The organism is Vagococcus sp. AM17-17, assembly GCF_003471765.1.
Classification (GTDB): Bacteria; Bacillota; Bacilli; order Lactobacillales; family Vagococcaceae; genus Vagococcus; species Vagococcus teuberi.
This window is the reverse complement of the sequence record NZ_QRJY01000011.1, coordinates 22,132-40,987: the sequence shown is the minus strand read 5'-3', so window position 1 is coordinate 40,987 and position 18,856 is coordinate 22,132. Positions and strand designations below refer to the sequence as shown.

General features: G+C 34.5%; 22 protein-coding genes. 19 read left to right on the top strand and 3 right to left on the bottom strand.

What is annotated here, in order from left to right; genetic code table 11:
- The 6 genes from DW196_RS09475 to DW196_RS09450 all read left to right on the top strand — a co-directional run.
- A partial coding sequence (locus tag DW196_RS09475) for a glucosaminidase domain-containing protein (protein ID WP_118251093.1) occupies positions 1–1,215 on the top strand: 1,215 nt, incomplete at its 5' end.
- Positions 1,216–1,489: 274 nt separating this feature from the next.
- Entirely contained in the window at positions 1,490–1,696 is a 207-nt protein-coding gene (locus DW196_RS09470; RefSeq protein WP_118251092.1) for an RNA chaperone Hfq, read from the top strand.
- Positions 1,697–1,707: 11 nt separating this feature from the next.
- Complete coding sequence (locus DW196_RS09465; RefSeq protein ID WP_118251091.1) at positions 1,708–1,974, top strand: hypothetical protein; 267 nt, start codon at positions 1,708–1,710, stop codon at positions 1,972–1,974.
- Positions 1,975–2,098: 124 nt separating this feature from the next.
- A complete protein-coding gene (locus tag DW196_RS09460; RefSeq protein ID WP_118251090.1) occupies positions 2,099–2,362 on the top strand; it encodes a hypothetical protein in 264 nt (87 codons plus the stop codon).
- Between the two features lies 1 nt (position 2,363).
- Positions 2,364–3,674: a Y-family DNA polymerase gene (locus DW196_RS09455; protein WP_233541949.1), complete on the top strand. Its 1,311-nt coding sequence runs from the start codon at positions 2,364–2,366 to the stop codon at positions 3,672–3,674.
- Positions 3,671–4,027, top strand: a complete 357-nt coding sequence (locus tag DW196_RS09450) for a hypothetical protein (protein WP_118251089.1) — start codon at positions 3,671–3,673, stop codon at positions 4,025–4,027. Before DW196_RS09455 ends, DW196_RS09450 begins: the two co-directional genes overlap by 4 nt.
- A 689-nt stretch (positions 4,028–4,716) precedes the next feature.
- On the opposite strand, the gene DW196_RS09445 is transcribed toward DW196_RS09450, so the two are convergent.
- Both DW196_RS09445 and DW196_RS09440 read right to left on the bottom strand, forming a co-directional pair.
- Entirely contained in the window at positions 4,717–5,076 is a 360-nt protein-coding gene (locus DW196_RS09445) for a replication-associated protein (RefSeq protein WP_118251088.1), read from the bottom strand.
- A gap of 3 nt (positions 5,077–5,079) precedes the next feature.
- Positions 5,080–5,979, bottom strand: coding sequence for a ParA family protein (locus tag DW196_RS09440; RefSeq protein WP_118251087.1), 900 nt, complete (start codon positions 5,977–5,979; stop codon positions 5,080–5,082).
- Positions 5,980–6,218: 239 nt separating this feature from the next.
- On the opposite strand from DW196_RS09440, the gene DW196_RS09435 reads away from it, so the two are divergent.
- The 10 genes from DW196_RS09435 to DW196_RS09395 all read left to right on the top strand — a co-directional run bounded on the left by DW196_RS09435 (position 6,219) and on the right by DW196_RS09395 (position 17,155).
- Complete coding sequence (locus DW196_RS09435; RefSeq protein WP_118251086.1) at positions 6,219–7,109, top strand: helix-turn-helix domain-containing protein; 891 nt, start codon at positions 6,219–6,221, stop codon at positions 7,107–7,109.
- Positions 7,110–7,661: 552 nt separating this feature from the next.
- A complete protein-coding gene (locus DW196_RS09430; RefSeq protein ID WP_118251085.1) occupies positions 7,662–7,916 on the top strand; it encodes a hypothetical protein in 255 nt (84 codons plus the stop codon).
- A 458-nt stretch (positions 7,917–8,374) separates the two neighbouring features.
- Positions 8,375–8,668 carry a hypothetical protein gene (locus DW196_RS09425; RefSeq protein WP_118251084.1) on the top strand — a complete coding sequence of 98 codons (294 nt, stop codon included), beginning with the start codon at positions 8,375–8,377 and terminating at the stop codon, positions 8,666–8,668.
- Positions 8,669–8,688: 20 nt separating this feature from the next.
- The gene (locus DW196_RS09420; RefSeq protein WP_118251083.1) at positions 8,689–8,877 is read left to right on the top strand and encodes a hypothetical protein; all 189 of its coding nucleotides are present in this window, start codon (positions 8,689–8,691) and stop codon (positions 8,875–8,877) included.
- Between the two features lie 60 nt (positions 8,878–8,937).
- Entirely contained in the window at positions 8,938–9,177 is a 240-nt protein-coding gene (locus tag DW196_RS09415; protein WP_118251082.1) for a hypothetical protein, read from the top strand.
- Positions 9,137–9,343, top strand: coding sequence for a hypothetical protein (locus DW196_RS09410; protein WP_147408683.1), 207 nt, complete (start codon positions 9,137–9,139; stop codon positions 9,341–9,343). Before DW196_RS09415 ends, DW196_RS09410 begins: the two co-directional genes overlap by 41 nt.
- A 39-nt stretch (positions 9,344–9,382) precedes the next feature.
- Entirely contained in the window at positions 9,383–10,603 is a 1,221-nt protein-coding gene (locus tag DW196_RS11405; RefSeq protein ID WP_158563567.1) for a hypothetical protein, read from the top strand.
- A gap of 151 nt (positions 10,604–10,754) precedes the next feature.
- Positions 10,755–16,004, top strand: a complete 5,250-nt coding sequence (locus DW196_RS09405) for an LPXTG cell wall anchor domain-containing protein (RefSeq protein WP_118251080.1) — start codon at positions 10,755–10,757, stop codon at positions 16,002–16,004.
- A gap of 425 nt (positions 16,005–16,429) precedes the next feature.
- Positions 16,430–16,831: a type III secretion system protein PrgE gene (locus DW196_RS09400; protein ID WP_118251079.1), complete on the top strand. Its 402-nt coding sequence runs from the start codon at positions 16,430–16,432 to the stop codon at positions 16,829–16,831.
- A 48-nt stretch (positions 16,832–16,879) separates the two neighbouring features.
- Positions 16,880–17,155 carry a hypothetical protein gene (locus tag DW196_RS09395; RefSeq protein ID WP_118251078.1) on the top strand — a complete coding sequence of 92 codons (276 nt, stop codon included), beginning with the start codon at positions 16,880–16,882 and terminating at the stop codon, positions 17,153–17,155.
- A 5-nt stretch (positions 17,156–17,160) separates the two neighbouring features.
- Here the strand turns inward: DW196_RS09395 and DW196_RS09390 are convergent, their stop codons facing one another.
- The gene (locus DW196_RS09390; RefSeq protein WP_118251077.1) at positions 17,161–17,895 is read right to left on the bottom strand and encodes a hypothetical protein; all 735 of its coding nucleotides are present in this window, start codon (positions 17,893–17,895) and stop codon (positions 17,161–17,163) included.
- Positions 17,896–17,948: 53 nt separating this feature from the next.
- Between DW196_RS09390 and DW196_RS11400 the strand changes: the two genes are divergently transcribed.
- The 3 genes from DW196_RS11400 (at position 17,949) to DW196_RS09380 (ending at position 18,817) form a co-directional block, all read left to right on the top strand.
- On the top strand, positions 17,949–18,113 hold the full coding sequence (locus DW196_RS11400; RefSeq protein ID WP_158563566.1) for a hypothetical protein: 165 nt from the start codon (positions 17,949–17,951) through the stop codon (positions 18,111–18,113).
- A 163-nt stretch (positions 18,114–18,276) separates the two neighbouring features.
- Positions 18,277–18,531: a DUF5415 family protein gene (locus tag DW196_RS09385; protein ID WP_118251076.1), complete on the top strand. Its 255-nt coding sequence runs from the start codon at positions 18,277–18,279 to the stop codon at positions 18,529–18,531.
- Between the two features lie 4 nt (positions 18,532–18,535).
- Positions 18,536–18,817: a TrbC/VirB2 family protein gene (locus DW196_RS09380; RefSeq protein ID WP_118251075.1), complete on the top strand. Its 282-nt coding sequence runs from the start codon at positions 18,536–18,538 to the stop codon at positions 18,815–18,817.
- Positions 18,818–18,856: the final 39 nt, after the last annotated feature.

Below are 18,856 nucleotides of genomic sequence, written 5' to 3'. Positions count from 1 at the left end.
TCTACTCCTAAAGAGACAAATGAATCAACAACAAAAGACATATCAACAGACCAACAAACAATAAAAGATCAAAAGAACCCAGAGGTTAAGGAACAGTCAGACAAGGAAATCTCTTATCAGATTAGTCGTACCTTAAGTGGCGCGGAGTTCTTTAACTTGTTATCAAAAGATGCCAGAAAAATTGCGGCAGAAAATAATTTATATGCTTCTGTTATGTTAGCTCAGGCAGCTCTTGAATCCGGATTTGGTTCAAGCAGCTTATCTCTTGCACCACACTACAATTTATTTGGTGTGAAAGGAACCTATAAAGGTCAATCTGTTTCTATGGCAACTTTAGAAGAAGAGAATGGTCAGATGTATGGTATTCAAGCTGGCTTTAGAGCTTATCCATCTTATAAAGAATCGATGATGGATTATGCTGCTTTATTATCAGGAGGTATTTCAGGTAATCCACAGTTTTATCAAGGAACATGGAAGTCTAAAACCTCTTCTTACAAAGAGGCGACTAAATTTTTAACTGGGCGATATGCTACGGATAGTCAATATGCGACTAAGTTAAATGGCATCATTGAGGCTTATGGCCTAACACAGTTCGATAATGATTCTGGTGAAGGTAAAATAGAAGCTGTTTACCGAGAAAAAGTTCATGTGGTGGAAGAAGATGATACGTTAGATGATTTAGTTCGTGATTACGACGTCACATTTGAGGAACTAAGACGATGGAATGAGTCACTAGAAAAAAGTGATGAAATCAAACCAGGTGAATCCATTGTTATTGGTAAGAGAAAATTAAAACGTCATGTATTAAATGAATCAACGACTACCTCACCTCATGGTTATCAGTTACCTCTGAAAGAAAGTTATCACATTAGTAGCCCTTTTGGAGAACAACGCACAGGTGAAATTCATTATGGAGTTGACCTAGCTGTTTCTACGGGTACCTTAGTAGGTAGTGTAAATAATGGCTTAGTTGTCCAGACTGGCTATGATCCTTCTGCAGGTAATTATGTGATTATTAAACATAGTGATGGCTACTATAGTCACTACTTCCATTTGAATGAAATTGATACGATGATTGGTACAGAAGTTCAAACAGGAGATACCATTGGCAGAGTTGGTTCAACGGGTAACTCAACAGGACCTCATTTACACTTTGCGATAGGGAAACAACCTTGGAGAGAGTTTGTTGATCCAAGTAGAGTATTGAATTTTTAAACTAGATACAAAATCAGTGATACATCACGTCACTGATTTTGTTGTGTCTACTGTTTAATTAAAAGATAAATTATTCATATTACAGTTCACGAAACTGACCAAAATAAGGAAGTCAAAAAGCTGATAGATAAGCATTTATTATCCATCTGCCTAACGACTTCTTTATTTTGCGTTGTTATATCTGTAATAGTGAACTCAAACAGAGGATTTTAAGACAAAAAAAGGATCATTTTTTATGGTAAAATAAAGAAAAATACAGAAGTGAGGTCATCCTATGTCAGAAGAATTAGAAAAAGAATATAATATAGAAAACTTTGTAGGAAAACAGGTTAAAATTGTTTTCGTTGATGGAAAAGCAATGTTGGGAGAAATACGTTACATAAAAAAATATGAAATTTATTTAAAGTCTGCGAAGGGAAATATCTATATGATCTACAAACATGCGATTAAATATATTACGCCTACCAGCGACGATAAATAAGGTGATTTAAGATGGCTAAAAAATACCGTACACCTTATGATAGGTTCAGACCGAAACGATATAAAGGACTGATGACAACCTCTCGCTTTTTAGATGGTGAAGTAATTGTAGGAAAAATCATTGAATTAGGTGACGACTACCTGGTATCTCAAAATAAAAATGGGGAAGATATCATCATGTTTAAGAGTGGTTTGCAGTTGGTCACTCAATATATTCCACCTAGAAAAGAAGAGAAGAAAAAAGAAAAGCGTGGCTTTGTCATTAAAAAAAATAGTTAGATAAAAGCGTGGATGGGATACTTTCTCATTTAGGCTTTTTTGTTTTACTCAAAAAACTCCTTTACAAACAGAACGTATGTTCTTATAATTAGAGTAACAAGTATTAAGAAAGGGTGGTTTTACAATGGTTTATTCAAAGGGTAGGATAAAAAAAATTAAAGTGATCTCCTCCTTTCCTCGACTATTAGTACGATTTACTTTAGACACTTCTTCAGGAAACATTAATTGCATTGTTGGCAATCAAGCAATTAGCCAACAAGTTCTATTAATACCTGATGGAACAAAGAATATTTCAATCGCTGGTCATATGAATAGTCGAAGTCAATTAGTAGTAGAGAAGATGATCTATCACATTAACCCCTCTGACTACTATAAAGTAGGTGCTTAATATGAGTGTTTCAATGAAACAATACTTTGACTATGATAATGAACCGCGACATCACTACCTTTGTATCGATATGAAGTCATTTTATGCCAGTTGTGAATGCGTTGAACGAGGGTTACATCCACTCAAAACATTATTGGTTGTAATGAGTGGTGGGGATTCTCCTGGAGGTCTTGCATTAGCAACGTCACCTCGTGCAAAAAAAGAACTTGGAATCAGTAATGTCTCTAGACGATTTGAAATACCAAATCATCCTGACTTATATTTTGTTCCACCTAGAATGAACCTATACATCGAGAAAAACACACATATTAATAATATTTTTAGACAATATGTGGCTGATGAAGATATTCATGTTTATTCAATCGATGAGACGTTTATTCGTGTAGACGCGTCTGAAAAACTATTTAATATGACACCACATGAATTCGCCGTTCAATTTCAACGAGAGATTTACCACGAATTAGGTCTATTTTGTACAATTGGAATTGGCGATAATATGTTACTTAGTAAATTAGCTCTAGACAATGAAGCAAAGAATAATAGAAATATGATTGCAGAATGGCACTATGAGGACGTTCCAAACACCGTTTGGAAAATTAAAGAGTTAACTGATTTTTGGGGAATTAATAAACGAACTAAAAAAAGATTAAACGACAAAGGTATCTATACAGTATATGACTTAGCTCATTATGATTACTTTTCTTTGAAGTCGTCTTTAGGTGTGATGGGTGAACAGTTAGTTGCACACGCTTGGGGGATTGATCGATCTAACATAAGAGAAAAGTATCAACCAAAATCGACTAGTATAGGAAATAGTCAGGTCTTAACGAAAGATTATACTAATCCGAATGAAACAAAGATTGTTTTAAGGGAAATAGCAGAACAAGTAGCGACTCGATTACGTAAAAAAGAGTTACAAACTGGTTGTATTGGTATTTCTGTTGGGTACTCACGAAACGAAGTAGAAAAAGGATTTTCAAAACAACTTAGTGTGACACCAACTAATTCATCTAAGATGATTGCTGATTACTGTTTGGCTCTTTTTGAGCAAAAATACAAACCTTTTGCGGTAAGGAACTTAGCTGTTAGCTGTTCTAAACTAGAACCAGCACAAGCCCTTCAACTAAATTTATTTGATACGCCAGAAAAAACAATCAACACATCTTCATTAGATAAATCAATTGATATGATAAGAAATCGTTTTGGATTTGATTCAATCGTACATGCTAGTAGTTTATTAGAAGGTGCAACTGCGATTGATCGTAGTCATTTAGTTGGTGGCCATGCAGGCGGAATGGATGGGATAACATGAGGTTGAATGATTATTATAAAGATAGAGGAATGAAAAAATTTATGGGTTTTTATTTGTCTGAACATACATCTACACAACAAGAGGAAACAAAGCAAAAAAATATAACCTATTTACCTAAACGACAAATGAGTGAAGAAGAAGTATTTAATATATTAGGGCATGCCATACTGAAAAATTTATGCGTGAGTGTCCAATTAAACGAACGTCATTTTAACACACAAAGTTTTTCTAAAGACATCACTGGTAATGTCAGAGGTTATAGTGAATATTTGTTATTTTTAGAGGGTTCTTCATTACCTATCGAAAGCATACGTCATGTTTCTATTACTAACAATAACAAATGGTTTGAATAAAACCAAGTATGTAAAACCATCATACTATATATATCAATATGCAAGTAACCATACTTATATGTATAAGGATACGTATGGTTATGATTATATAAAATTGCTAGTTTTTTATTTATCATACTTATTTTTTTCAGCAGCTTCAAGATTTTAAGGATATAAATTTTACACATTTGTAATTGTGTAAATGTGTAATTGTGTAAATTCATTTACTTTTCTCTCTATTTTTTTTATCTCTTTTTCCTTTAAATCAGAAAGAATATTATTATATTTATCTTTATCACTTTTGGAGAAAGTTGAAACTTGAAGTAAACCATCTATTTCTAACTTTTGTTCAAGTGGAACTCTAAATGTCCCTCTTTCTTTAGAAAGACTTATACTATTTTTGATTCCATCATATAATTCATTTGGAACTTATGTAAAAACATCATACTATGTATATCAATATGCAAATAACCATACGCATACTTATATGTATAAGGATACGTATGGTTATATTTATATAAAAATTACTAGTTTTTTTCCTTTATCCTTAATAATAAATAATTAATTATTTATTATTTATTATTTATTATTGAAATATATCAATACTATCTAAAAATACTTTTTTATTTGTCATACTTATTTTTTCTTTTCAGCAGCTTCAAGATTTTAAGGATATTTTTACACAATTACACATGTGTAATTGTGTAAAATCATTTACTTTTATTTGCTTTTCTCTCTAGTTTTTTTATCTCTTTTTCCTTTAAATCAGAAAGAATATTATTATATTTATCTCTATCACTTTTGGAGAAAGTTGAAACTCTTTCAAAAACTAATTCTGCTAATAATTCATAAACATACTTATATTCTGTTGAAACTTGAAGTAAAGCATCTATTTCTAACTTTTGTTCAAGTGGAACTCTAAATGTCCCTCTTTCTTTAGAAAGACTGATACTATTTTTAATTCCATCATACAATTCATTTGGAACTATTGGTTGTTTATATTGTCCTTTTTTATTACTTTTTTTAGATGTTGCAAATAAATTTTGTCCTACCTTGTTTTCATTACTCATTACCTATTCCTCCTCAGCTATGTATATACGTGTTAGAAATTCTTGAACTACCGGTATTAACATTTTATACATACGACTATTCCAATACGTATCATTAATTAGTCCATCACGAGGTATATTCTGAATTTCTGTAATATTAGGTAAGATATTTTGAAATACATTAGCTTCACCAAAAATTTCAATAGCATCATTTATAGTGGTCATATCAATTTTTTTATTTGAAAATTGATTTGGCAATACTCCAAGAACCTCAAAATGAGTATTCATGTTTTGGTTCAATTTAGTTAGTGTATTGCTTAAATAGTCAACAGCACCGTCTAAACTATCTGATTGTGTTTGAAAAGCTATTAAAACATAATCACTTACATAGCTTGATGCCTTTGTAAAATCTGACGCTGAAGGTGGTGTATCAAAAAATACAAAATCATAATTATTTTTTACTTGATCAATTAAAGATTGAAAATATGAATATTGTTTTTCTTTAACCTTGTAATAATCAGAGTCTGACTCATCAACTAGACCAAATCTTTTACTTAGAAAGGTTGGAAAACTTTCTAAATCCATCGCTGAAGGTATGAAATGCAGATTGTCAGTTATATCAATAATTAATTTATCTAACGAACCTTCAGCAATTCCTTTCATCAACGTTTTTTCAAATATAGTTATTTCATCTTCATGTAAGTTATTACGTGTTATAAAGAAAGATTTAGTTGCATTCGCTTGCATATCTAAATCAATAACAAGGCATTTAAAACCAAGCATTGATAACATTGTTGGCAATACTCTTACAATTGTACTTTTGCCAACTCCACCTTTTTGGTTTGCAACATTTATAACTCTACTACTTTTTTTTAATTGAGAAGCTAATTTGGTTAACTCCTCTGGAAAATCAATATAATTCATAGCTACCTCCTATATTTATGTGTACATTTACACATTTACACATTTACGCATTTACACTTGTGTAATTTTATAATACCACAACTCACGATGATTTGTAAATATTTTTTTACACATTTACACATTTATGTTTGTGTAAATGTGTAAATGTGTAAATCTTTTGTAATTCCCTTTAAATTAGGCTTTACTATTTAATTTTTTTAGGTTACATTTTAATTGACTTTAAGACAGGAGAAAAAATAATGGAAAATAATTTTGAATTTGAAGATAAATTAGTTATTGAAGGTATTAATTCTATGGGATATGGTATCATGCCTAAAGCAGTCGCAAAAGATAAAAGACTCACTATTGAAGCTAAAGCAATCTATGCTTATTTTGTGAGCTATGCTGGTGCTGGTAATTCTGTGTTTCCAAAATTGAAGACAATTCTTGAAGACTTAAACATTGGGGAAAATCGATTTTATCGTCATAGAAAATTATTAATCGATTGTGGTTATATTTCAGTTGAGGCTTTTAGAAATGAAAAAAAAGTTATCTACAAAAATGTTTATACATTACACACAAATCCCAAAGAATTATCTGATAATGACAGTTGTATAGATAACGATGGGGTATCCCCCAAAATGAAGGATAGGGTATCCCCCAAAATGAAGGATAGGGGTATCCCCCAAAATGAAGGTCATAAATTAACAGTAACAACTAAGAACAATAACAATAGAACAGTAACAACTAAAACCATTGATGATGATGAAAAAAATATAAATAATAACCAACTTGAAGACCTTCGAAAATTGATTCAATCATCGGATGAATTGCGTTACCTTGCTCAAGAACTTTTTTATTCTGAAATTGATGAAATGGAAATATTAAAGATACTTGTTTATTTTTCAACTGCTATAGATTTACTAAACCCTGATGTCATTGAACAACAACTACGCTGGATGAAGATTAAAAGTGAATCAGATACGGGTATTAGCTCATTTGCTGACTATTTTATCAACGGATATAAAAAAAGACTAGATAATGCTTCTGTTGACCCATCAACTGATATTGCGAGAAATTTAAAAAATAAATTAGGATTAGAAGATGAGATATCTCCTGTTATCCCTATGCATAATTGGCTTGAAAATTAGATTTTTCTCATTGACACTTAATTTTTTAATTGATATACTTTAAGCGAACGTACGTTCTTTTTTAGTGAAAGAAAAAACGGATAATCAGTATCCGTAAAAAATGGGGTGTGGTAAAAATCTGTCTAATTTCTATTTGACAATCAATTATAAGTCGTGATATTGTTTTCTTAACGAAAGTTAATTAAACATGATTAACTTTAAATGTGATTTGTGTAAATAGAAAAGAGGCAAATGATTTCCCTCGTCACGACAAGAGCGTCCAACTCTTATCGGAGTCAACGGAAAACCATTCTTCGCCAACAACAAAGTACCTGTTGTTAGTGACGCCTCCTTTTGTCGCAAATCTCTTTACAACATGAATAGTATATCAAACATTCGATAAAGTTTCGATAACTTTCTTTGGCTTACACAAAGAAGAATATCAAACTGATACGAGTTTATTAAATGATAGCTGGTGTTAAAAAGAGAGCGACAGTAGGGGAGAAGTTAACTAACAAAAGTTAACTTCTCCTCTTTTTTGTGTACATAAATAAACTACTTAGGAGGGATACGATGAAAATATTTACAGTGAAAGACTTAGAACAACAGTCTCAATCAGTCAAGACAACAGACAATTATACATGGATTAACATGACAGATGGTCGATTTATGCGATACGACACGTCAACGTCACAAGAACCAATATGCGAATCATCCATCCAAATTTATGAAAGAGTCAAAACAGTCATGTACAACAATCAAATCATAGCGAAGAAGCATCCTAAGGAACGTCTGCCAAAATGGCAGGTCAACAAACAATTAGCCTAAATCACTGATGTTCATTGACTTCATTGATTAGCAAACAAAGAAACAGTTAACTTTAATAATAAGTTCCACTTTTCTAAATGACAACGTTCTTTGAAAACTGAATAAAACTGGTGCGTAACGTGAAAGGAGACGCTATTTAAAGGATTTGTGGTAAGGGGAAGCAAGGTGACCTTACAAGTACCAGTATAAACAAGACAACCACATGCAGCCTAATGCTAGTAACTTGGTGGAAGAGTGAACGCTACTTGATGGCACAGGATGTCATCATGGTTAGATACCTCGATTAGCTCTAAGCTAATTTGACAACAGGAGAAAGGTATCAGGTGTCCCTTAACATCTATAAAAGACATGACGATTGATCTCTCACAACAAAGAGATTACAGTCGGTGGACTTAAATAAGGGCGTTTGCTAATGAATGAAGTGAATGAACACAAAAAATAAAAAAAGAGGAATCGATATGAAATCAATCAAATATTATGAGTTCCAATCAGATGCACCTTATTACGCGTTGCTTAAAGCAACGGATAAAGACTCAGCAATCACGACTTACCAAAAGTATGTTGCTGATATAGAAACAGAAGACATTGAGGTTATTCAAGAGTCACTAAAAGAACTTTCATTTTCAGAAACGATACACAAGATGAGACAACTCGAAACAGAAGATGGCGATACTTTGACAGACACTGAAATTTTAGATCAGTTAATTGATGATAAGACAGAAGTCCTCGCAATCGACAGAGACCTAATGTAGCTAAGAAAGGAATGATAAACATGACAATTATGAGACGCACCGTATATACAGTGAACGCAATCAATATACTTGTCGCTATTTTTTCAATTGCAACAAGGGGTTACATCACTATGTTGAATGCTGTATCGATTATCCTATCGATACTTGCTATCACACTTATCTATATTATGACGAAGGATAGAGTAGGCAATGGAACTAAATCAAAATGAGTCACTAGAGTTTGTTTTTTGGAAAGAACACCATTTATTGTGAAAAAGGGGCGTAGGCGTATGACATTGGAAAATGTTTTCATCATAAAAATAGGTAATGGCTTTTTTTCAGGATATGATGATAATAAGGTGACGTTTGTTTTAGATAATCAGCCTGGTGCTATGTCACTTGCGAAACGTTACGATTCATTGAATAAGGCAAAAGAAGATGCCATGATCTTTGATGGAAAAATAGTTAGAATTGAGAAAGGAGAAAATCATGCCAACAATCGAAATTGGCGATACAGTGAGTTTGTTTAATGGAGTAAGAGGGACAATCATTGACTGTATTGAGGAAGGACACTATATTCTAATGTCCTATAATGAACAAGCTATCCCATTTAGAAGTGAGGATGTCGTAGATATTAACTATATACCCGATGATTCACTTATTAATTTCAATGAGTCGGACACAATTTTCAACTAATCATGTATAATAAACGTAGGTAAAAAGGAGGATAAACAAATGAAAAAGTTAAGTGAATGGACAAAAAAGCAAAAAATCATATTAGGGTCAGTATTGGCAGTTGCAGTTATCGGTGGAGGCGTTGGTGCTACCAGTTATTCGACAGCTCAGGCTCAAAAACAAGAAATTTCTCAAACAAAAAAATCATTGTCGCAGGCAACGAAACAATTAGAAAAACTAAATATAGAGCTTGACGCGTTGCGTCAAACAGATAATCCGTCATTTCTAACAAAAGACGTCAAACAAGATGAAGTGACGGCTATTGTGACCAAATTAAAAAAACTAGCGAAAAAAGAGATTAACTACGACTTAAATGATACAAAGCAACAAGCAAAAGAATTTAAAGCACTATTAAATCAAACAACAAAATTGGCAGATGCAACGACATTCCAATTAACCATTCAAGATAAAATCAATGGACTTTATCAAGGCAAGGATAAAGTGGCAATAAATGGCAACGAAGTCGATAAAGAGTTAGGTATCAAAGATAATCTGAAACAAGAAGACATTGATGCTGTCGCTAAAGAATTCAACAACACCAAACAATTAGAATACATTCCAGTAAAAGATAAATCGGTTGAAGGTCAATCATGGCAAGAAGCCATTCAAGACTTATTAGATGGTGCAACGAATCAAATTAAGTCAATCGCTGAGACACAAAAATTAGTGGATGCGTTGTTTAAAGAGGGTAAACCAGTCGATACGACAAGTGATGATGCGTTAAAAGACGCTGAAAAAGCTGTTTCAGGCATTAAAAATGAGGCAACTAAGAAAACCTTGACTGACAAATTCAATCAAGTAAAAGAAGCCGTAAACAAGAAAAAAGAAGCAGATAAGAAGAAAAAAGAAGACGAATCTAAGAAAGCAGCTACCTCTAATCAAGTCTCAAACAACAATCAAGCCTCAACTAACAATCAAGGCAGTCATGCTGGTTCAAACAGCAACAATGTAAGTGGAGGCAATTCAAATGGCGGAAGTAACTACACACCTCCTGCGACAGGCGGAGGTAATTCAAACGGTGGTTCATCAAATGGTGGCGGCAGTTCTTCAGGAGGGAATAACTACAATCCACCCGCAACAGGTGGAGGTAGCTCAAATGGCGGAGGAAGTTCATCAAATGGTGGCGGCAGCTCATCAGGCGGTGGGTATGCTAATCAGGACCAGTTAGATCAGGCAGAAGAAGATGCGTCAAATGCTGATTGGTCAGGTTTTTTTAAATAGCTTTATTAAGTAGTTAAATAAAAGACACTTAAAACAAGAAATTATTGTTTTAGGTGTCTTTTTTTATTTTGTCCGTAACGACGAAAAACTACCTATTGTTTAAGGAAACGACAATTTAAACAGTAGAGAAAAAGACAAAGGAGAGTCGTCAATGAAGAAACGAAAGCTATTTTCGGAATATATTCTAGGAAAGGAGAAACAAGCGGTTAAGTATCTTGCGTTAGGCTCGGCGATTGTTGGATTGGGATTTGGTGCGACACAACTTACCAATTCGCCTATCGGCTCACGCGTAGTCGAGGCCCTTACTCTACCGAGTGGGGCAACACAAGTCGGGACGATTAATAACGCCCCAGTCATCAAGTCACCGACTAATGACACGAGTCATCCAAGTTTTACTGGTATTATTTCAGGATTATTAGAAGGAATCAGTACCCCACCTTATGTCGTGGATCAAGTATATTGGAATAGTCAATCCACCTTACTTAATGGAAAGAACTTATCTAGTTTTGGGCAATCACCAACTTACGTATTCGGGCAAGATGGGTTTAATCCAACTGATAAAGCGATTCTATTAAAAACAGGTGATCGTGCAGTCATTAAAAATGTTGGCTCTGCAGTGGATACGGCCACAGGGAAAAAAATTCCTTTATCAATGGGAATAACATTTGATGGAGCGACAGCTCCTGGGGGAGATGCCAAATCACCCGTGTTAATGGGGGCAAAATCTCAAAATGGGGTCATCACTCTGGCATGGGGTGCGACGACCAATGTTGGGTCCGGTGCTAGTGGTGGGTCTACCGAAGGGGGCGGTATCAACGGTGGAACGAGTGATGGGACAGGGTTTTGGTTTATTGAATCGATTCACTATACGATTACATTAATAAATACTGATACAGGTCAGCCTTTACCTAATGACACGTTAATGCCAATTAAGATGTCAGACATTGATGCCAGTCAGTTAGCCACCATGGGAAGTAAAGGGGCAAAAGGATACATCTTATCAAAAGATACGGCATTGACACCCTCAGGTAATGGCTTTAAGTCTTCATCAAATGGGGCGATTGTTGAGGACACAATTGAGTTATCTTCAAACAGTTATATCGTGTTAAAACAATATAACTCAAATAGTGTGCAGTACAAATATACCGATGGTAAGAATGACCACTTGGATATTGTGACTGGTCAGTTTGGTAGCACGCCCTGGAATTTAAGTGACTTACTAGGTGGATTCATTGAAATCGACAAGTCCACAACACAGTATGGTAAGAATTTTCCTAATAACCAATATGACTTTTCTCAATTGACTTTTGAAGTGGTCAATAAAGATGGAAAAGTGATTGATACGATTAAACTCGATAAAAACGGTAAGGGAAAATCGCAACGATTACCAGCTGGTGAGGTCACACTACGTGAGAAATCATCAAACTGGTCGAGTTCGGGTCAAACGATACGACAGAATCAAACGGTTACTATTCCGTCAGGAGATACTGTCACAGTGAAACCAACTAATACTGCGGTTCAGGGACAAATTTCTATTGTGAAGAAGGGGAAAGAAACAGGTACTAACCTTTGGAACAACAAATACACCTTAAAAGGCAACAAGTTTGAGGTGACATCAGCCGACGGTAAGATTAAAAAAGTGTTGACGACGGATGAAAATGGAAAGGCGTCAACGACAAAGGACTTACCACTTGGTCAATACACTGTTAGAGAAATTGAAGCCTCAACAGGATTTGTCTTATCGTTTGAAGAACAAACGGTTAACCTAACCTATAAAGACAATCAAACAGAATTAGTCTTTACAACCGCTAACGGAACAAATCAAGAGGTTACAGGGGATATCACCATTAAAAAAGCAGGTGTTGAATCGGGAACGTCTCTTTGGAATCAACAGTATTCGCTTGAAGGAAATGAATTTAAGTTGACTTCTAAAACAGATGGACGCGTGGTAACCGTTAAAACTAACGCACAAGGTGTCGCAAAAGCAACGCATCTTCCTTTAGGTGAATATGTGATTGAAGAAGTTAAAAGCTCGGCAGGATTGGCGAATACGTTTAAGCCTCAGACAGTGACGTTAACTTACAAAGATCAACAAACCGCCGTTGTTTTTGGTGAAACATCAGGAACTAACCAAGAAATCAAAGGAAAAACCACACTTGAAAAAGTCGATAAGGAAACGGAAAAAGAAAAAAATGGGAAAGCTAATCTAAAAACGGCGAAATACCAATTATTCTATAATGATACGTCAACTGGTTCAAGCCCACATAAAGTGAATGATCCAGTGAAATGGACGGACATTCCTAAACCTAAATTAGTTAAAGGCGAAAAAGTAACGTCTGCGATAATTGGTGGGAAAGACGTTAACTTTGGTGACTCAATTGTGGTGGATGTGACGGATGATGCCTTGCTTGCAAGCGTTGAAAACTTAGCATTAGGTAAATACTACTGGTTAGAAGTCGATGCAGGTGAGGGGTACGTCGTAGATCCAACAAAACATACCTTTGAATTAACCAAAAAAGATGACAAAACACAAGTGGTTGTTGCGGAAGATAAGCGAAGTGAAGAACAAGCTATCAAAGCACGTATTACCTTAGATAAGATGGTGACGTTACCTAACAGTCAAGGTGGTTCAGGATACAATGACATCGAATTTACCGCGACACCATTAGAAGGCACTAAAGCCGACCCTGTGGTCTTTAAAACAGGTGTGAATCCAATAACTGGTGACGATGGCTATGCTTCAGGCGACTTAGTGTATGGCGATTGGGTGTTGAATGAATCAAGTGGTGTGGAAGGATATGACGATATTAAGCCTATCTACATTCATATGGTCACAGATGCCAAAAAAGATGTTCTAACGATTACTGCTAGCTACTACAAAGATTTTAGCGAACCATTCTCTAAACGCTCATTTGCGTTACAAGATAGTGCGACTGAAAAAAATCCAAATAGTGCTGGAACAGTTGGGCAAGTGACACCTAGCGTGCCAACAATTAGTTTGTCTACGTTGCGTTTTAATGATAACCCTGAAGATAAACCAGTTGAACCAGTGGTCTTACCGACAAAAGATGTCATCAAAGAAGAAAAAGGCGAGTCAATTAATGAAGGAAATGTCGCGTTAAACTCTGATTTCTTCTATGTATTAAATTCATCTACATTGAATGCTAAACGTGGTGAAGTGACCGAATGGGTCATTGATGATGATTACGATGAAACGTTTGACCGTTACAACGGCGAGTATCATGTGCACGCAGCAACTAATTTTGGGACATACAAAAAAGGCGACCAATTGCCTGATAACTTCTTTAGTGTAAAAGAAGAAAAAGGGCGATTGATTTTTACGGCTAAAAAAGCCTTCCTTAAAGTCATCAACGACAATAAGGACAAAGAAGTTGGCTTTACGATTCATGCTAGTTTCTATCGTTTTGGTTCTTCAACCGAAGTGGTGAATGTGTTTGATGAAGTGATTAATGATGAGAATGAGCGTTCAAATGAAGTGAACACACACACGCCAACGATTGAGCCTCATAAGTTTGATTTACGCAAAGAACAAGTTGATTTAACAGGAAAAGACTTGTTGGATGATGATAGTGAATTAAAAGATCGTTACGGCGACACAAACGACAATCCTTACAATGATAAGGTCGATAACAATGATCAAGCGAACTTAAATACGATTAATGTTAAACCTGGTCAAGAATTGGTGTACCAATTGTGGCTAGATACGAAAGCCTTTGATGCGACAAGTAAATTAACGTATTTACGTATGGCGGATTATTACGATGAGGCATCTGTTGAGTTAGATGTGAAAAATATCAAAGTCTATGACAAAGAAGGAAAAGACGTGACTGAGTTCTTTAATATCGTAGACAAAGACGGTGTTCTCACAACTAGTGCCAATGTATTTAGAGAATCAACAAACACTAAAGGCGAGAAAGTTAATATTGTGGATACTGACAAATTAGCTCTTGGTCAATACTACAAAATTGATTTCCCTGTCAAAGTGAAAAAAGATGTTGAAGTCGGCAAAGACATTCTGAATGTTGCCAATCAAGAATGGGCAGATGCCGATGGCGACAAGGGAGAACATATCACAGAAAAACGTGTGAATAAGGTGGACCCTTCAGACCCTCCAGTTAAAGATGTCATCAAAAAAGAAGATGGCGAGTCAATCAACAAAGGGGATGTCGCATTAAACTCTGATTTCTTCTACGTGTTACAGTCAAGTACACTAAAAGCAAATCGTGAGGCTATGACTTCTTGGTCAATTAATGACAATTACGATGAAACGTTTGACCGTTACAACGGTGCATTTCATGCCCACGCCTCAACTGATTTTGGTGAGTACAAAAAAGGGGACGAATTGCCTGAGACATTCTTTACAGCCAAAGAAGAAAAAGATGGACGTGTCATTTTTACTGCCACAGAAGACTTTATTAAGGTTGTGAATGCGAATAGAGACAAAGAAGTTGGCTTTATGATTCATGCGAGCTTCTACCGTTACAAATCATCAGATGAAGTCATTAACGTCTTTACGGAAACGATTGACGATGAAAACAAAACATCTAATGAAGTGGAAACAAAAACACCAACGATTGAACCTCATAAGTTCGATTTATCTGAAGGTAAATATGATTTAAGTGGCGATAAATTGTTGGATGATGACGAAGAAATGGCGGATCGTTACGAAGAGTCTAACAAAGACCCTTACAAAGACGATGAGAAAAACAATGAGAAAGCCAACATCAATACAGCGACTGTGAAACCTGGTCAAAAATTGGTGTATCAATTGTGGTTAGACGCTCGTCCGTTTGATGTGACTAGTAAATTAACGTATTTACGTATGGCGGATTATTACGATGAGGCATCTGTTGAGTTAGATGTGAAAAATATCAAAGTCTATGACAAAGAAGGAAAAGACGTGACTGATTTCTTTAATATCGTAGACAAAGACGGTGTTCTCACAACTAGTGCCAATGTGTTTAGAGAATCAACAAGCACTAAAGGCGAGAAAGTTAATATTGTGGATACTGACAAGTTAGCTCTTGGTCAATACTACAAAATTGATGTCCCAGTGACTGTGAAGAAAGATGTGAAACCAGGTGTTGACATCATTAATACGGCGAAACAGGAATGGGCAGATGCTGATGGCGACAAGGGAGAACACATCACAGAAAAACGTGTCAATAAAGTGAAAACTCCATCTGTCGTAAAAGATGTTGCTGAAAAAGCAAAACAAGTGGGACAAGCAGTCTTACCACAAACTGGTGATAGTCCAGCAACTTTAGCAATCAAGTTATTGGGATATACTGTTCTTGCGACGGTTGTTTGGGTAAAACGTGATAGTATTCGTTCATTCTTCAAAAAAGAAGAAGATGAAGTCTATGACAATCAAGAATAGTCAACATAAGGCATGTCCCTCGTAAAAGTGAGTCATGTCTTTGTTTGTTGTACAAATAAAGGAATTAAGGAGGGAGGCAGTGATTAAACGACGTGTCTCATTAGGGCTGTTTCACTTGTCCGAATTTACGGAGTGTAAGGAAGACAGTTTAAAAAAAACATTGAATTTTCGATTAAATAAAAAAGATTATAAAGGGGACTGGGAGCGACTAATTGATCTCTCAAACAGTCTCCTTTTGATATTGGATTTAAGTTAGATAAAAATCAAAACTATTATTTACGTGTGAAGAGTGTATCGGACGTTTATGTCACAGAAGGCAATCAATACATTCATATTATTGCACGTACACGTTCTAGTTCGGAGCGTGACCACTTAAAACGGTCTTATGGTGAGGCTAGGCGGAATAAATATCAAGGAGGAAAGGGATGAAATATCAACGTCCAATACCACGTCGAACGATTTCAAAAGAGTTCGAAGAAGGTGTTTATCAGGCAAAAATTGTATCCGTGAGACGTGAAAAGTCGAAAAAGAAACAAGATATGTTTGTTTTAACGTTAGAAGGGGTGCAGGGTGAACGAGTGTCTTACTTTCTAACGTTTGGAACGGTGTACACACAATCTAATATGAATTACTTGCTTGCTAGTATCGAATCAAACAAGGTTGAAATACCAGATATCAGTTATGGATTTAATCGACAAACGTATGAATTTCTAAAAGGTAAGCAAGTCTTTATCAAAATTGAGATGAAAAAATACAAAGGAGTGACTAAACCTCAAGTAGAATCTTTTCTTATGCGGGAAGAGTACGAAGAAAAGGAATTTTTATGATGTGGAAAGGGGGGAGCTACGATTTATATTGCTCATTATAAAGACGGATTGTGGTTAACACAATCACCTATTGAAGAAAAAGTAATCAAACAGTATCAAGAAGAGTTGATTGATAATTGGGAGTTGATTGAATTATCAAATGTAGATCATAGTACAGAATTTATTTTGTGTGCTCAACAAAAAGAAGGGTTGAACTGTGTGTTAAATAATAAAGTTCTCCCCTTTTTTTTAAAAGAAGAAATAATAATGAATTTTAGTATAGTTTCTAAAATGACGATTCATCAGTTATATTCAATGATTCCGTTACATCTTTTGATTAAGTAAAAGAGTTAAAACTCGATAATATTGGATAGGTAAGAGTGTTGTAAGATATTTCGCCTATTATACTTTTTTGTTGTCGAGAAAAGATTCTTCTTATTACTAATAGTTAAAAAAAAGTGAATTTCTTTCCAAAATGTAAATAAAAGAAAGCTGTATTTATCCATAAAGAAACTTTCATCTTTAAAGAAATTTTCATCTACAATATACGATTCGACTGCTTGAGAACTATTAATGTTTAGGCAGTAACTAATTCTATGGTTACCATCAATAGTCACAGCATGATTCGAGTAATCAGTATCAAAGATAATAACTGGTATAGGCCATATATTAGGATTGTATGGATAATGATTATATAAGATTGGATGCTTGAACTCGTAGGGAGGAACATCTAATTTAAAAAATTCTTCTTTCTTACAAAAATATTCTAATCCCATTTTATTAGGTTTTAAACGTCGTTGAAATATTTCTTCTTCACAGCGATCTATATTAATTGCTGATGCCCCAATTAATGATGTATAGAAAAATAGTGGGGTAGGAAAATGTTCAGTGGTTTCATAGTTACGTAAATGAAAGTTTTCTTTAATATCAATGTCTGCTTCTACAAGAAGTGTTTTCCAATGAGTTAAAAAAATATGATTTATTTCTTTATTTTTAAAGAAATCAACGTGGCTTAAATCATTAAAAAAAGCATCATAATTAAACTCAATATATTCATAGTTTGGAGTGGAATAGTTGATAGGCATGTTATCCTCCCTTTGTTTTTTAAACAATTATAACACAAAAAAGGATGGTAATTATGAACAAAAGAATCATCACTGTGAAAGATTTAAGTGGCAATTTTTGTAAAAAAAAAATATTTGGTAATGAAAAAACCATTTTTAAATATTTTAAAAATGAGAAACACTTAAAACAAAGTGGATATTTATACGGAGAAAAAAACTTAAAAAGCTATGAAGTATGATTATCAAACCAAAGATTTCGGATATAAAAATACACTGATATTCAATCACGATAAACAAAACTAAATAGAGTAATAGAAACCTATCTCTTAATTGATATGAATCAATAGTAGATAGGTTTTTACTTACCCTAAAAACAACATTTAAGTCATTAGGAGGAAAAAAATGAGTCAATCATCATCTAACCAACCAATAAAAAAGAATCGACCAAAGTCTCTCAAGCCGTATGAAGTCGTTGCTTGGGAACTTTTGGCGAAGAAAGGAGTTGATTACAATGAGTGGAAAAAAGACCAGCTAACTAAGCAACAATTTGATTTACTACAAGGTAAAAATCCACAACTGGAAGCCATCATCTTAGAGAAGATTTGCAACGATTATGTAGAAAAAGAGCTTCCAAAAGTTTTAGAAAGGATGAGGTAAGAAAATGAAACAGTATTTAATGATGAAAGCAATGAGTTTTATTTTACCACGGCATGATTTTTGGAGTTCAATCACTAACACGGGTAAGGATTTAATCGAAAAATTAAAAAGTATTGCCCCGATTGGAATTGCACTTGCCGTTATAGTGATTGGGTTCATGTTTATGTATTCAAATAAAAGTCGTGAAGGAGCAAAGTCAGCACTACCTTATATTATCATTGGTTCGTTGCTCATTTTTGGAGCGATGGCTTTAGCAACTTATTTACAGGGTGCAGCTAAATTTTAATATCATAAGGAAAACGAAGACCTTTTTAGGTTTTCGTTT

What these genes read in the sequence shown, in the direction of transcription:
- DW196_RS09425 (WP_118251084.1), top strand. Translation starts at nt 8,375, where the DNA reads ATGAAATCAATCAAATATTATGAGTTCCAATCAGATGCACCTTATTAC.
- DW196_RS09385 (WP_118251076.1), top strand. Translation starts at nt 18,277, where the DNA reads ATGAGTCAATCATCATCTAACCAACCAATAAAAAAGAATCGACCAAAG.
- DW196_RS09410 (WP_147408683.1), top strand. Translation starts at nt 9,137, where the DNA reads ATGCCAACAATCGAAATTGGCGATACAGTGAGTTTGTTTAATGGAGTA.
- DW196_RS09450 (WP_118251089.1), top strand. Translation starts at nt 3,671, where the DNA reads ATGAGGTTGAATGATTATTATAAAGATAGAGGAATGAAAAAATTTATG.
- DW196_RS11400 (WP_158563566.1), top strand. Translation starts at nt 17,949, where the DNA reads ATGAACAAAAGAATCATCACTGTGAAAGATTTAAGTGGCAATTTTTGT.
- DW196_RS11405 (WP_158563567.1), top strand. Translation starts at nt 9,383, where the DNA reads ATGAAAAAGTTAAGTGAATGGACAAAAAAGCAAAAAATCATATTAGGG.
- DW196_RS09430 (WP_118251085.1), top strand. Translation starts at nt 7,662, where the DNA reads ATGAAAATATTTACAGTGAAAGACTTAGAACAACAGTCTCAATCAGTC.
- DW196_RS09390 (WP_118251077.1), bottom strand. Translation starts at nt 17,895, where the DNA reads ATGCCTATCAACTATTCCACTCCAAACTATGAATATATTGAGTTTAAT.
- DW196_RS09445 (WP_118251088.1), bottom strand. Translation starts at nt 5,076, where the DNA reads ATGAGTAATGAAAACAAGGTAGGACAAAATTTATTTGCAACATCTAAA.
- DW196_RS09470 (WP_118251092.1), top strand. Translation starts at nt 1,490, where the DNA reads ATGTCAGAAGAATTAGAAAAAGAATATAATATAGAAAACTTTGTAGGA.
- DW196_RS09400 (WP_118251079.1), top strand. Translation starts at nt 16,430, where the DNA reads ATGAAATATCAACGTCCAATACCACGTCGAACGATTTCAAAAGAGTTC.
- DW196_RS09405 (WP_118251080.1), top strand. Translation starts at nt 10,755, where the DNA reads ATGAAGAAACGAAAGCTATTTTCGGAATATATTCTAGGAAAGGAGAAA.
- DW196_RS09420 (WP_118251083.1), top strand. Translation starts at nt 8,689, where the DNA reads ATGACAATTATGAGACGCACCGTATATACAGTGAACGCAATCAATATA.
- DW196_RS09455 (WP_233541949.1), top strand. Translation starts at nt 2,364, where the DNA reads ATGAGTGTTTCAATGAAACAATACTTTGACTATGATAATGAACCGCGA.
- DW196_RS09460 (WP_118251090.1), top strand. Translation starts at nt 2,099, where the DNA reads ATGGTTTATTCAAAGGGTAGGATAAAAAAAATTAAAGTGATCTCCTCC.
- DW196_RS09415 (WP_118251082.1), top strand. Translation starts at nt 8,938, where the DNA reads ATGACATTGGAAAATGTTTTCATCATAAAAATAGGTAATGGCTTTTTT.
- DW196_RS09465 (WP_118251091.1), top strand. Translation starts at nt 1,708, where the DNA reads ATGGCTAAAAAATACCGTACACCTTATGATAGGTTCAGACCGAAACGA.
- DW196_RS09440 (WP_118251087.1), bottom strand. Translation starts at nt 5,979, where the DNA reads ATGAATTATATTGATTTTCCAGAGGAGTTAACCAAATTAGCTTCTCAA.
- DW196_RS09435 (WP_118251086.1), top strand. Translation starts at nt 6,219, where the DNA reads ATGGAAAATAATTTTGAATTTGAAGATAAATTAGTTATTGAAGGTATT.
- DW196_RS09380 (WP_118251075.1), top strand. Translation starts at nt 18,536, where the DNA reads ATGAAACAGTATTTAATGATGAAAGCAATGAGTTTTATTTTACCACGG.